This is a genomic window from Paenibacillus sp. GM2FR, assembly GCF_002803325.1.
In the GTDB taxonomy this organism is placed as follows: domain Bacteria; phylum Bacillota; class Bacilli; order Paenibacillales; family Paenibacillaceae; genus Paenibacillus_AQ; species Paenibacillus_AQ lautus.
Map to the genome: position 1 here is coordinate 3,153,576 of NZ_MKZM01000008.1, position 12,073 is coordinate 3,165,648.

The following is a 12,073-nucleotide window of genomic DNA, read 5'->3' on the forward strand; positions in this document are numbered from 1 at the left end:
TCACCGTCCCCTCATACGCGCTAGCCGCGCTTGATATTGTTCTTCTGCCGTCTTTGGAGGTTCTGCTGGCGGCTTCGGCAGCATGCTGTTGATTCGCTTAATAATGTTTTCCCTTGCCTTCTTGTCCATCATGTGTGGATACGAGACGATGTCAATCTGCAACAGCAGCTCCTTCGCCCAAACCTCGTCTTTCATCACGAGCATTTTCGGAAGGTCCACGAAATAGTATCCGTTCTCGATCTCATGTTGGGTCTTACCCAGCACTGCACAACAACGCAAGACAAAATCATCATAGGTGACTACACGTCGGCCCGATCCATCCGTTTGACGATGCTTTGAATGAATTGCTGTGCTACTGGAGGAATCAGGCCGTTCAAGTTTTTTAAAGCTTCATTCATGTCGTTCTTCTCCCACGTCAGCCGCAGGAACTCTGTACATTCGCCGAAGGCGGCGTGCTCGTCCAAGTAATCTATAGGTAGGTCACTAAGAAGCGAAGTCAATTCATAAATCTCATCTATGGAAACGTCAGCGGCAGCCACAATGAACACCGCACGGTCACTTTCAGGTGTCAGGAATAGCTTAATGAGATAATCACCGATCGATCCGATATGGTCGGTTAGCTTCTTTAATCGGTTTCGGGTCAATTTGGGAACCGTAACCCGCTTACTGCCGAGCGTGACATAATCCTTTTTACTACCCAGGTTAAACATCCTTGATCATCCCTCTCATAGGAAATAAGAAAAGAGGAGAAGGCCGTAGCCCTCTCCTTGTACATGAATCGTTATGCTGTTGCCGTGATGTCGCCCCAAGTATAAAGCAGACCTTTCGGGATTGCATAAAGGGACGGGTAAGCCATTGCCGAGACGGTCAGACGCAGGTTATTATCCAACACGAAGGCGGCGTTCATATCGAACTTAATACCAACGGACTCGACATAAATGAAGCGTGCTGGATCCACGACTCCTTGAGGCTCTATCACCGCACGTCGCCGCGGCAGTTCTTTCCCCGCTAGTCCCGTGACCTGGTATTTCACCTTGTCCGGATCGGTTGCGTCAACTACCTTCAATGAATTCGGGTTATATTTTGTGACCTTTTCGAAATCCATATCCGGTGTCTCGAAATTGATGGACCCAGTCGTACCGGTAGAAATAGACTTTACTGGAGCTGTGCCTGTCTGGTCTGTCGTCGGTTCGAAATAGGTTGTTGTTGTCGTGAAGGTAATGCCGCCTTGGGTCAGGTCGATAATGATACCATCAGGCTCCAGCACACCTTTTTCATCTATACCCCATTTAAAGATGCCTGGGCCCGCATAAATTTGATCTACATCACTCATGATTATTGCTCCTCCTTCGTATAAAACATAAAATTGGTCGAATACATCGGTCGATCCTTATCGTCGAGCCCGAGCGGTATCGGACTGGACTGGATGGCCGTGCTTGAAAAGACATGCGCGTTGCCGGCAATATAGTTGCTCCGCCGATGAAGGTGCTTGATCAACTGTTTGGCAAGTGACTCGGTTCCCGCCATGTTCGCAGGCATCGCCTTGTATGACTTACCTTTCACGATCACTTGGAACGTGGGCCTCTCGGTCGGTACATACTCATGCGGTGCATATCCACCGGTACCGAAAACAAACAAGCATGGAAACTTCGTTTCCGGCAGCTCAACCGGAATGAAGTTTGGATCCGGATAAACGGTGAAGCCGGCATCCGTCAGATGTGCAATCAAGTCGCTAGCGAGCATATTTATCCTCCCTCCAGGACGCTCTTCAGTTCCTGCAGAATGAGATCTTCGTTCATTTTCAAAGCGTTCTCCAGAAACTTCTTCCCAGGCATGTATCCGCCATGTGAAGGCTTGCTCCGAGTTTTCTCTCCTGGGGTCATCTCCACGATTGCACCGTTTTTGGTTTTTCGGAAACCCTCATGTTGGACCACAGCGTACCCATCGACTTCCGGGCTTGTCCCGATATCAATGTACATGCCAGCAATCGTTTGCTTGACCTCGCCCACGTCAAGTGCAGTCTCAAGATCGCCCTCATCGATCGGCGCGAGACGTTTAGCATCTGCGATGACTTTAAGGGCTAGACGGGTGAGCTTCTCCTCCAGCCGACGGTCCAAGTCGTTCTCCATCCTCGTCAGTCGGTCGACCATTGCGTCAATGCCTTCCAAGCTAAAACTAAAGACTTTGTGGTCGGCTATAAATGATCACCTTCTTTACGTCGTCGGTTCCCATAAACTTGCGGACCTCATAATGAGCAACGTCGCAGCGCACCTCGAAATCAAGAGCATTTATATACATGAAGTAATCATCGAAACTGATAGGGATTGCACCTTCGATCTGAATCTCATATGCGATTTGTACTTCCTCGCCCCGAGAATTCCTGATCAAGCGTTGCTCTTCAATTACTTTGGCCGATCGTTCCGTCTCTGATGGCGGCAATGGACGGTCCCAATCATCCTTTAAGGAATGAAAATGCCGTACGGTTGCCGGGTATCCAAATAGACTCATACCAATGCACCGCCATACTGCCGCTGTGCCGCTTCTGCAGCTTCCTTCTCTGCCAACTCATCAGCGGTAGGTCCAAGCAGGGCACGGACGTCTGGGGCAACGTCAGGGCGTTCCCCGTCTTTGTAGCTGATCGATTCGCCGTTGTCCGATACCGTCTTCACGTTGTGTTTCTGATACTTAAGTGCCGGATCGATACCCTGCAGCTCCCATACCGTTTGAAACGCAACGATTGAGACGGCCATCGGACTAATGTTTGGATACCATCGAGCCAGATTCCTCTCTGCCTGGACGACAGCGACGGCTTGCTTCTGATCCGTGGCCCGGTCCCAAGCTTCCGTATCCAGCATGTTGGCCGTGATCCAGGCACCAACTTCTTGAGGGTCCATACCATCACCTACTTCTGCTCGGCTGCTTCAATTTCTTTGGCAAGCGTCGCCGCGCCTTTTTCGTAGGCATCTTCAATGCCGAGCTCAAAGGCTTTTTCTTGGAGCTCCTTGAGCTCAGCTTCCTTTTCAGCGATGCCTTCCTTCAGCTTGGCCTCTCCGAGTCGGCCAGCGTTCGGGACACCTAACTCCTTCGCCCGCTCGCGTAGCGCCTGCAGCTCGGTATCGGAATCATCCTGCAGTGCCTCGATTTCTTTGCCAACTCCAGCATCAATTATTGATTTACCGACTGAATCATTAACGTTGCGAATAATATCGTTCGGCTGTTTCCACTCACCTTCGTATTTCACAACGCCTGTCAGTTTCAAATCCACTTCCATCACCCTTTCTGGTTTTAAATATAAAGAAAGGAGCCCTCTAAGGAGCTCCTTATAACACTGTTGCGGAAACAACACTATTTGCCCAAGCGAATGCAGGGAAGGACAGTGCAACCCCAGCAGTACGCAAGCGAATCGGGTTCTTTGTCCAGTCACGAAATACGTAAATGCCCATGTCGCCGGTTTGAACAGCTTCAATCTCGGACATCATTTCTTCCGTCGTCTTAGCCCACAGATAGTTACCTAGTGGACCATCCGGCAGCATAACGAAACGATTTTGTGGCAACATTCGAACCGTAGTGAAATTCAGTTTCCCATTGTTTAGCTTACGATCTTCAGTGCGTGCTTGCGTGTCATAAGCGATCAGTGCTGGAAATTCCAATTCGTCGAACACTGACTGTAATTGTGCACGTGTAAGCTGGGGCGGCTGAGCACTACCACTCGGGTCACCATGGTAATGTTTACGGATGGACAAGTTGCGACGCAACAGGGTGATAATTTTCTTACTCGTCATTGCGCGGGTAAGTTTAATTCCCTTATCAGAAAAAGCATCCACCCATTCCTGAATGTCATCCAATGGTTTAGAATTCACAACGTCATCCCACTTGTCTGTACCCGTAAGTACTGGTTTCTGCTCAGGAGTGTATCCCCAACTCACATCAACCCGTACATTATCCTCTGCATAGTGCACCTCTCCCTGCCATAAAGCCGTCATGGCAATCCACTCCCGCCGAGCTCTGATAGCATCGACGGCATACTGAGCGTCATTTAATTGCTCTGTACGAAGCTTGTTCCGTTCAGCATCCCGCAAGCCATAACTTTGCGACGCCTGAAGAGCCATCCGGACCAGTTTTTCATCCATAGCCCGTCCACGTTGAATCTTTGGAATGTTGACACGATCACCTGTCAAGCCTTCACGGGAACCATATTGGACTTCGGTACCCAATTCGGCAATCTGTGCCATTACAGGAAGACTCGAACCGCTGTTTCGAATGACATCTACAGTCAATTCATCAGTTTCCTCCGGCGGGAACAACAAAGGGTGAAGATAGTTATTATCGACCTCAAGGTTTCGAGAATAAATGAGCAAGTCCTCGCCGCTCAATGCTTCTTCGAGTGTCATTTCAATCGGTTCTTCAGCAAAAGTCTGGAGGTCCAATTTTAAACGCAAGTTGTATTGCTTGGTCATTATGCTTTCATTCCTTTCATGGATAAGTGTTTGGGATTAAGCAAAGACGATGTGCGGCATCTTCTTACGGAGTTCGTCGTCTACTGAAACCGGGATCCGCTCGGTGATAAACTTACCGACCTCATATCCGCCGACAACATGGTCGCCGTCCTTGACGTTGACTGTACGCTTTAGGATCACAGTCGGGTTCTGGCTGCCGTCGGTTCCGGCTGGATCATAAGGAGCGAATTTGCCCGATGCAGTGAGCTTCGCCATCGGCATGCCTTTCTTAATAATCTTGTCGCCATTGGCATCCGCAGTAACGGCTGTCGAATCAATAGTGATACCGTTGGTCACTTCCCGGATCACTTCAAAGGATGCCAGGATCTCATACTCATCCTGAACAGTTACACGTGGTCTAGGTTGCAGTCTCATGGATAATCCCTCCTTATTTTTGGGCCCATGGGTTATACACGGCTTGTTGACCGGGTACCCCGCGGCTCTTTGCTAAATTGACCATTTCCTCTTGTCGTTTCTTTTTGTCGTCTGGAGTCCCGCTACCGATGTCAGCACCGATCCGGCCGCCCCCCTGCTTCGTTTTAATCAGGTGCGGTTTCTTCTTGCCTAAAGCCTCGAGTGCTTCCTTCACGCCTTCCAGCTCGCCCTTCTCGTTCTCCTTTACGGTGGACAGGTCTGCAAGTGCAGCTGCGTCCTCCCAATCGGCGAACCCGAGTTCATTCGCCATCACCTTAACCTCGGCATTTAGCAATCGCTTGAAGGTCTTGTCGTTCTGTTCCTTCTCACGTGCCTTGATTTTCTCATCGACCAGACGGTCGACTTCCGCGGGATCAAGTTTCCCTTCTTTGTCTTCCTTCTCCTTCGGCTTAATGGCAGCTTGCATTGCCTCAACGGAGTCGAAGCCCAAGTCCTTAGCAAGTTGCTTCTGTGCGGCTTTCTCAGCTCGGGAAAGGCGTGACTGGACGTGTTGGTCAAGCTCAGCCTGGGTGAAAGTCTTCTCAGACCCGTTTGAACCGGAACCGCCCTCGCCGCCTGCTCCTCCTTCTTCACCACCTGCGCCACCTTCAGCGAACAGCTGCAAATCCAACTTCAACGGCAAACGTTTTGCAATATCTTCGTACATTTTTGACCTCCTGTTTTATGCCCGGGTAGGCTTCCTCGAATAGCAGTTTTGCGTCATGCCACGGTTTGGACAAAAGAAAAAACCACTTATTTAAGTGGCTTGAGGAAAATAATAACGCCCTCGCTACAACTGCGAAGACGTTTCAGTATTTATATGTTTGACCTTCGTATACGACAGCTCGCTTCGTCAAATCGACTGACATCTGGCCGGATGCAATGCGGGCGATGTGCCACCACCAATTTTCTGGAGGCTTGTCGCTAAAGATTTTTTCAGGATCAGCATTTTTAGAAAAAAAGCGTGCGAATTCGCCGGCTCGTCTGAGCAGTGTCGCGTCATACCTTGAAAGCAATTCCGATTCTTCTTTGGTCAGTTTGGCTCCAGCCAACTCATCTCTAATTTTGAATCCTTCCATTGTTTCGAAAATACTTAGGAGTGTATCCGAAACCTCAATACCATATGCTTCGATGTCATCCTTCAAATTCACGCACCTCCTTCACTGTTCCCATATAATTATATCCATCATCTACGTTTAAATAGTTTCGATACTTCTGTTCAGATTTGAAAGGAAATGACGTTGTCATGGTTCCATCCTCCTCGACCATAACGATCCATAGTTCCCCGTCACCGAATACAAATGTATCTTGTTTGAATTCTGGCTTCGAATACCGATACACTTCGCTATCAAGATTCGAAACGATCTCCTTAATCTTGCTCTCATAATCCGAAGTTGTCCAGTCCTCAGGTATGTGCTTTCGTTTCTTTCTTTTCACAAGATGATCATCCAGTTTCCCCTCGTTCCAGACGAGTCCTTTGCCGAGAACCTGCTTCCGTATCCTAATGACATTTTCACCATATTGTTTTATCAATCCAGAATTTTTAGGCAACTCCGTCTTTTTATTTATTACGTTGGCTTTACGATAAAGTTCCTGCAGGTCTTTGTACGCAGTTGCCCCGCGTGCCTTCATACTGGCAAACGTCCGTAAATCTGGCGTATCGTTTGGCAACACGGCCTTGTACCGCATCCATTGCTTACGCGTCTCATTCTTCCGGGATTTCTCTAACTGGATCTCATTATAGCGCCGAATGTTCGCCTCGATACGATTATCCGTAAATGGACGGTTTGATACAGCAATCATACGCTCGATCTCGTCGGTGGTTTGGTATTCCTCAATCCAAGCGCTTATAGAATGGACGCAATGTGCGTGGTATGGCGGGCGGATCTCCAGTTTCGGGAAACGCGAGTCTTTGCCGCTGATACTGTAAACGCGGCCCTGATATTTTGCACAATATTCACAGGTTATCCCCACGTAGTTCACATAGACCAGGTCAAGACCGTTCTGAACGATCGTGTTCTCAGCCCCAGTGACGTGTGCCTTCCGGAGATTGTATTGGACAACGCCGTTCATGTACTTATCCGCTGGGATCCGTGCGCCGTTCTTGGCTACTATTCCTCTGATACCTTGATCCGTCATTTTGGCGACGGCTTCTTTGGTTGCCTCTCGCCGGCGGATCCCTTCGGTAAGCATACGCTCCGTCGCCGTTCGGACAACCTCCTCCACCCGATGCTTCGCGTCCTGGGACATGTTGTCGGTCGCCTCGAGGATCCGGAAGAAGGCGTCGTCCATGATCGCTTGAACAGCTTGCTGATGAATGATCGGTTCCAGTACGGTATTGACTTGATTCTCCGCCATTCCCTGAGCCAGCATGCTGTCAGAAGCTTCGCGAGATCCCGCTTTATATGCCTCTGCCAACAGTTCAGACATACTTTGAGCAGATCCGTCGGTCAGCTCGGCAAGGATCTCATCGATCTGCTTCAGCAGTCGCTCTTTCCTCTGCTGGGTGTAGCTGCCAGTCTCAAGGGACCTGATCAGTTGGATCAGCCGCTCCCCCGCCTGCGTATAAAGAGCTATAAGCTTATCAGCATCAGCCATTAGCTACCACCCAAGTTCACCCGCGGCGGTTGCGTATAGGTCGGATTCATCGAGTCAGCGGTCTGCTCGTCCTGAATCTTCTGGATTTCGGCCATGATTGCTTCTTCAGACCAGTCCGGATGCATACGACGGACTGTCGTCTCCAGCGATTGCACACCGCCGGCATACTTCTCGATTTCTTCTGTGTCCTTCTCGCTGTCTGCCTTCGGCAGTAGTTCCCCCCACTCGACTACGGGGTCACTAATCTTAAGATTCTGATTACCAATCGCATTTTCGAGAATCATGCATTTCCTGACGGCATCTTTGATCGCCGCGTCAAACTTGTCCTTTATCGCCTCAGCCTTAATCACCGATTGGATCCAGAGGTAAAGGAGAGCAACGCCCGAGTCACCTTTACCGTCTTCCAATCCGGCAGCCTGCGGGGAAGTTTTGCTGATGGCCAGCATGTACTTGATCAGTCGTGTGACGTGTTCGAAGCTCTGCTGTGTCTTGGCATCCCAAGTGATATACATAGGAACGGCCCCGGACTTCTCGTCATAAGAGACGACTTCCAAATCGGCGTTCCGGACGAAGCGACCGCCATAGTCCCGATGATTTTGAAGTGCGACTGTATCCCATAAACCCTTAGGAATCGCCAGCTTCGGCTTCCCATGTTTATCAAAGACGATGCTGTCACGAGTGATAGTCCAATTGATTTCTTCCTGCAGGCCATCAATGTTTCGGAGTGCGGACCGTCCCCTGGGACTTGTGAGCGTTTCGTCGTTTGTAATCATGCCACAAAGCAGCTCGTTTACGCCTAGAAGCTCAACATCTTCCGGGATATCCAGATCATATGTCGAAGCATACTGGGCAATTTCCACCTCATCGCCTACATTGTCGCCTTCCATCTTGAAAACCAGCTGCTGAATGGCGAGCCCACCGGTCTCCAGCCGCTGCCGTTCAACACGAAGGAACCGATCCTTGCGGTCACCATTTCCCCATTCTTCGAACCACACGATGTCTGATCCCTGACCGTCATCATGTGGTAGATACTGATCCCCCAAGACCCACTCGAACCATACCGTCCCAGCCTCACTCCGGCGAATTCGATAAGCGACCCTGCCGTCAACCTGATGCTGGGTTATGGCTGACCAAACCTTCTCATTAGGCTTGCTGGTAGTCACGACAGTAGACACGAATTCCAGCTCCGGCCCTTCCTCCGTATCAGCCGAAATGTTCCCGAGCGACCGATTCAGCAGATCCGCCGGCACCTCAGCGACAAGGCTACTGAAGTTGGCCACAATGTATTGGCGGTCCGCACTGAACACCTTTTCGACTTGCTGCCATGATCGAATACCATTTCTTCTGCGGACGACGCGGGTTTCCTTCACAACAGCCTTTGCCCTTGGAAAGATCGTCGCGTGCTCACCCTCATAAAGCAATCGGTAATACATCATCATGCCGATTTCCTGATCGTATGGGGGCGGTGGGAACGTCTTCTTTCTGTAAACGATCGTCATTGTATTCACCTTCTTTCTACCAGCCTGCCGGCCGTTGATTAGTGTAATGGAGTGCGTTATCGGTCACGAATGACAGAATGACAGCATCCGCTCGGTCAGGCGAATCAAGCCCGCGCTTCTTCATGTCTTCCTTGCGTTCAAGAGCAAGCTTCCCTTTACTGGTCATTCTGTACTTCCGCTGTGTCAGCTGAGTGATTAGCCGCTCATCGTTCGGCAGCTCAACACTGATAGGTTCACCTTGCATGTGTTTTGAGAAGGATTCTTGAAGTACATCCCGAACAATAGCCCAAGCTTCGGTTCCGCGATTCTCGTAATGTTCGACTTCATCATCAGTGGGCTTGCCGCCGTTATTAACAGGGATCACTCGCCACCCATACATTCCTTCCTCAGCGATCACCTCGTTCAGTCGGTCAGTGACGCCGCCACCAACCCCGCTATCATCGACCTTAATCTCGACAAACTCCAGTTGCGGAAAGGATCTAAGCATTTCCCTCCCGATACTCAGTACTTGACCCGCTGTCACCATGGTGTCCTGCTTGTTGTACCATTTGAGATCGAATACCTTCATCCCAATCCGTGGTGCGATAACCGTTTCGTCGTCGCCAAAGCGTGCTACGTCTACACCCAGGTGAAGCGTGTCGCCTATTGGATCGACGGCTGCACCTGTAGCCAGTTCGGCAAGCTCTAGAGGAATAAATGCATCCGCCTCTGCCTTCGGGAATTCTCCATATACGCGGACACGGACAACATCACTTTCAGCACCATATTTATCGATAAGCATCTGAATATTTTCTTTGCTGGCCCGCTTACTGCTGCGGCTATCCACCTTATGAGAGCAAAAACGGCTACGGTCCCGATTGTGAGAATCATAAAAAACCCCACTCGTACGAGTCGGGTTTCCGCACATTAATAATTTGTTTTCAGCGCCGGACAAGGTACCAAGGATGGCTTCCATGATGGGATCGGACACACCAGATGCTTCATCCACGACGAAAAGCATGTAATCCTCGTGGAAACCCTGCATGTTCTCGGGTTTGTTAGCCGTCCTGGCCGTTGCAAACCACCGCTGTTCATGGCCGATCATATAGACTTTTGTCTTGGTCCACTTCAAGAGATTCTTGACCATGGAGTTCTCCAGCCATTTGGATACCTCGGCCCAAAGAACGTCATGTAGCTGCTGTTTGGTAGGCGCCGTACATACCACTTTGGGATTCGGTCGGCAGCACAGAAACCAAATGACCAATGCGGCCTCAAGACCTGTCTTCCCGACACCCTGACCAGACCGGACACTGGTCCTGGGGAATTGAGCGACATCCATCATGACATCTCGCTGCCAATCGTCCGGATCAAAGCCCATCATGTCCTCAGCAAAAGCAACCGGGTCATCCCAATATAGATCAAGCAGATCAGTGACAACATTATACGGCTTACTCATCGACTAACGCCTCCGCCTGCTTCGCCCTACGCCGCCGTGCAATTTCTTTCAGTGCGTCGGTCCAGCTTTGCGTTGCACCTGCAGCGCCTTGTTGCTTGTTCAATTCGATCTGCAGGAGAGCGGTACGGATCTGCTTCTCGTCATCAATCAGGCGATTCTTCAATTCCACCGCTTTGAGCTTTTGTGCCTGAACACGGGTCAATGCATCTTCGATCTTCAGGATGTCGTCAATGGCCCGATACTCCGTCTCTTCAACTTGAGATTCAACCATCTCGGTCCGGGTAACAGGGATTGTCTTGGTCAGGCCGGATTTCTCGTCATGTACCGTCATGGCTTCCTTGACAGACTTGAGCTCGTACAGGACCCGTCGTTCCTTCTCAGTCAGGCCGTCGATCAGCCTCTTGATTCGAAGTAGCATACGCCGCTCGCGAATCTCAAATTTGAGAATCGATTCATCCACCTGTAGGATTGGGTCCGTATCGATACGACCTACTAGATCTAGCTCGTCATCTTCCAATGCGTCGAGCCAGATGGACTCATATTCGCCAGTGGTGACAGCCTTCTTGTTTCTCAGTGGCCCACCTGGACCGCCTTTATTACCTACTGCTCGTTTATTACCAGGGGGAGCACCACTACGATTACCGACAGCGTTCTTATTCCCCTTGGGAGCACCTCGTTTAGTAACGTTACCTTTCGATTCATTGGTAACGTTACTATTCAAATCAGCAGCCCACTTGTCCTGAGATTTCCACTTTCGAACTTGTGTCTCGCCAATTGAAAGAGCAGCGGCGATGTCTTTAAACTTCATCGTTCCGCCGCTCTTTAGCCACATCTTTTTTGCCTTATCCCGCTCGGGACTTCTTTCTCTGGCCACTACACTATCACCACCCCCAACTAAAAAAGGATAGGCTAAAAGAGCCTACCCATATCAATTTTAGAATCCGACTAACTATGTTCGTGTTTACCATTCCGTATTGGAATGACCGGCCCGTTCCTAATTTTCTGATCATGGAAATGATTTGCAATATCAGTTGTTTTCCAATTAAATGTCATGAACGTGACGATTTCTTAAACGATTATCTTGTCGTGTTACATCTAAAACTGATGATAGTCGATCTGCTTCCATCTACTTGTCTCTGACCCCGGACATATCGTTTTACCTTTTTTGAACCTATTCTAACCTTCTTTACTGCACTCCGTTTCTTCCGCATCCGTTGTATCCCTCCTTAAAATCAAGCGACATACAACATCCTATTTAGGCATACATCGAAATGTGCAAGGCCATTAGTAAGGCTAATTTTTTTATTATAGGAACGGACAGTTTATTAAAGTTCATCCTTTTGCAACTCAATATCTATTTCAATCAGCTTTTTCAGGTCGTCCACCGTATTGATTTCAATCCGGCCATCTTGGAAGTCCTTGACCCACTTGGCTATGCCAGCCTTAACGATCTTCCTGTATTGTTCCTTGCTCTCGAGGATACCTTCCATGACTTGAAGCTCGTGCTGCAGAAGCAAATCTTTATTCTCAGGTGTTCCCATTGTCGTTCCCCTCGGCTTTCCGTTATGATGGAATGCGAGATAGCGGATGTCAGCTAAATGCCGCGCGCGGCGGGCCGCTATCTCAGCCGG

General features: G+C 49.6%; 17 protein-coding genes. All 17 read right to left on the reverse strand.

The genetic code is table 11. The annotated features are described in order from the left end of the window. The 17 genes from PAEVO_RS14110 to PAEVO_RS14190 all read right to left on the reverse strand — a co-directional run bounded on the left by PAEVO_RS14110 (position 1) and on the right by PAEVO_RS14190 (position 11,983). Complete coding sequence (locus tag PAEVO_RS14110; protein ID WP_100538107.1) at positions 1 to 264, reverse strand: hypothetical protein; 264 nt, start codon at positions 262 to 264, stop codon at positions 1 to 3. A gap of 35 nt (positions 265 to 299) precedes the next feature. Next, complete coding sequence (locus tag PAEVO_RS14115; RefSeq protein WP_100538108.1) at positions 300 to 710, reverse strand: hypothetical protein; 411 nt, start codon at positions 708 to 710, stop codon at positions 300 to 302. A 71-nt stretch (positions 711 to 781) separates the two neighbouring features. Further along, positions 782 to 1,333: a hypothetical protein gene (locus PAEVO_RS14120; protein WP_100538109.1), complete on the reverse strand. Its 552-nt coding sequence runs from the start codon at positions 1,331 to 1,333 to the stop codon at positions 782 to 784. 2 nt (positions 1,334 to 1,335) lie between these two features. After that, complete coding sequence (locus PAEVO_RS14125) at positions 1,336 to 1,743, reverse strand: minor capsid protein (protein ID WP_100538110.1); 408 nt, start codon at positions 1,741 to 1,743, stop codon at positions 1,336 to 1,338. A 2-nt stretch (positions 1,744 to 1,745) separates the two neighbouring features. After that, positions 1,746 to 2,129, reverse strand: a complete 384-nt coding sequence (locus PAEVO_RS14130; protein WP_243390764.1) for a hypothetical protein — start codon at positions 2,127 to 2,129, stop codon at positions 1,746 to 1,748. 46 nt (positions 2,130 to 2,175) lie between these two features. Further along, positions 2,176 to 2,508: a hypothetical protein gene (locus tag PAEVO_RS14135; protein WP_100538112.1), complete on the reverse strand. Its 333-nt coding sequence runs from the start codon at positions 2,506 to 2,508 to the stop codon at positions 2,176 to 2,178. Continuing rightward, complete coding sequence (locus PAEVO_RS14140) at positions 2,505 to 2,894, reverse strand: hypothetical protein (protein ID WP_100538113.1); 390 nt, start codon at positions 2,892 to 2,894, stop codon at positions 2,505 to 2,507. The genes PAEVO_RS14135 and PAEVO_RS14140 overlap by 4 nt, the downstream gene beginning before the upstream one ends. Before the next feature lie 8 nt (positions 2,895 to 2,902). Continuing rightward, on the reverse strand, positions 2,903 to 3,265 hold the full coding sequence (locus tag PAEVO_RS14145) for a hypothetical protein (RefSeq protein WP_133120326.1): 363 nt from the start codon (positions 3,263 to 3,265) through the stop codon (positions 2,903 to 2,905). Positions 3,266 to 3,320: 55 nt separating this feature from the next. Continuing rightward, entirely contained in the window at positions 3,321 to 4,457 is a 1,137-nt protein-coding gene (locus PAEVO_RS14150) for a major capsid protein (protein WP_100538115.1), read from the reverse strand. Between the two features lie 36 nt (positions 4,458 to 4,493). Then, entirely contained in the window at positions 4,494 to 4,871 is a 378-nt protein-coding gene (locus PAEVO_RS14155; protein WP_100538116.1) for a head decoration protein, read from the reverse strand. A 13-nt stretch (positions 4,872 to 4,884) separates the two neighbouring features. Beyond that, a complete protein-coding gene (locus PAEVO_RS14160; protein WP_100538117.1) occupies positions 4,885 to 5,577 on the reverse strand; it encodes a scaffolding protein in 693 nt (230 codons plus the stop codon). 142 nt (positions 5,578 to 5,719) lie between these two features. Then, a complete protein-coding gene (locus PAEVO_RS14165) occupies positions 5,720 to 6,055 on the reverse strand; it encodes a hypothetical protein (protein WP_100538118.1) in 336 nt (111 codons plus the stop codon). Continuing rightward, the gene (locus PAEVO_RS14170; RefSeq protein WP_243390765.1) at positions 6,045 to 7,508 is read right to left on the reverse strand and encodes a phage minor capsid protein; all 1,464 of its coding nucleotides are present in this window, start codon (positions 7,506 to 7,508) and stop codon (positions 6,045 to 6,047) included. Before PAEVO_RS14170 ends, PAEVO_RS14165 begins: the two co-directional genes overlap by 11 nt. Beyond that, on the reverse strand, positions 7,508 to 9,007 hold the full coding sequence (locus PAEVO_RS14175; protein ID WP_100538119.1) for a hypothetical protein: 1,500 nt from the start codon (positions 9,005 to 9,007) through the stop codon (positions 7,508 to 7,510). Before PAEVO_RS14175 ends, PAEVO_RS14170 begins: the two co-directional genes overlap by 1 nt. Positions 9,008 to 9,023: 16 nt before the next feature. After that, complete coding sequence (locus PAEVO_RS14180) at positions 9,024 to 10,442, reverse strand: DEAD/DEAH box helicase family protein (protein ID WP_100538120.1); 1,419 nt, start codon at positions 10,440 to 10,442, stop codon at positions 9,024 to 9,026. After that, positions 10,435 to 11,316, reverse strand: coding sequence for a phage terminase small subunit-related protein (locus tag PAEVO_RS14185; protein WP_243390766.1), 882 nt, complete (start codon positions 11,314 to 11,316; stop codon positions 10,435 to 10,437). The genes PAEVO_RS14180 and PAEVO_RS14185 overlap by 8 nt, the downstream gene beginning before the upstream one ends. Before the next feature lie 451 nt (positions 11,317 to 11,767). Then, positions 11,768 to 11,983 carry a hypothetical protein gene (locus PAEVO_RS14190; RefSeq protein ID WP_100538121.1) on the reverse strand — a complete coding sequence of 72 codons (216 nt, stop codon included), beginning with the start codon at positions 11,981 to 11,983 and terminating at the stop codon, positions 11,768 to 11,770. Positions 11,984 to 12,073: the final 90 nt, after the last annotated feature.

Bases quoted from the DNA above. Each gene is read 5' to 3' on its own strand.
- PAEVO_RS14135 (WP_100538112.1), bottom strand. From the start codon at position 2,508: ATGAGTCTATTTGGATACCCGGCAACCGTACGGCATTTTCATTCCTTA.
- PAEVO_RS14150 (WP_100538115.1), bottom strand. From the start codon at position 4,457: ATGACCAAGCAATACAACTTGCGTTTAAAATTGGACCTCCAGACTTTT.
- PAEVO_RS14125 (WP_100538110.1), bottom strand. From the start codon at position 1,743: ATGCTCGCTAGCGACTTGATTGCACATCTGACGGATGCCGGCTTCACC.
- PAEVO_RS14140 (WP_100538113.1), bottom strand. From the start codon at position 2,894: ATGGACCCTCAAGAAGTTGGTGCCTGGATCACGGCCAACATGCTGGAT.
- PAEVO_RS14115 (WP_100538108.1), bottom strand. From the start codon at position 710: ATGTTTAACCTGGGTAGTAAAAAGGATTATGTCACGCTCGGCAGTAAG.
- PAEVO_RS14120 (WP_100538109.1), bottom strand. From the start codon at position 1,333: ATGAGTGATGTAGATCAAATTTATGCGGGCCCAGGCATCTTTAAATGG.
- PAEVO_RS14170 (WP_243390765.1), bottom strand. From the start codon at position 7,508: ATGGCTGATGCTGATAAGCTTATAGCTCTTTATACGCAGGCGGGGGAG.
- PAEVO_RS14190 (WP_100538121.1), bottom strand. From the start codon at position 11,983: ATGGGAACACCTGAGAATAAAGATTTGCTTCTGCAGCACGAGCTTCAA.
- PAEVO_RS14155 (WP_100538116.1), bottom strand. From the start codon at position 4,871: ATGAGACTGCAACCTAGACCACGTGTAACTGTTCAGGATGAGTATGAG.
- PAEVO_RS14180 (WP_100538120.1), bottom strand. From the start codon at position 10,442: ATGAGTAAGCCGTATAATGTTGTCACTGATCTGCTTGATCTATATTGG.
- PAEVO_RS14160 (WP_100538117.1), bottom strand. From the start codon at position 5,577: ATGTACGAAGATATTGCAAAACGTTTGCCGTTGAAGTTGGATTTGCAG.
- PAEVO_RS14175 (WP_100538119.1), bottom strand. From the start codon at position 9,007: ATGACGATCGTTTACAGAAAGAAGACGTTCCCACCGCCCCCATACGAT.
- PAEVO_RS14130 (WP_243390764.1), bottom strand. From the start codon at position 2,129: ATGGAGAACGACTTGGACCGTCGGCTGGAGGAGAAGCTCACCCGTCTA.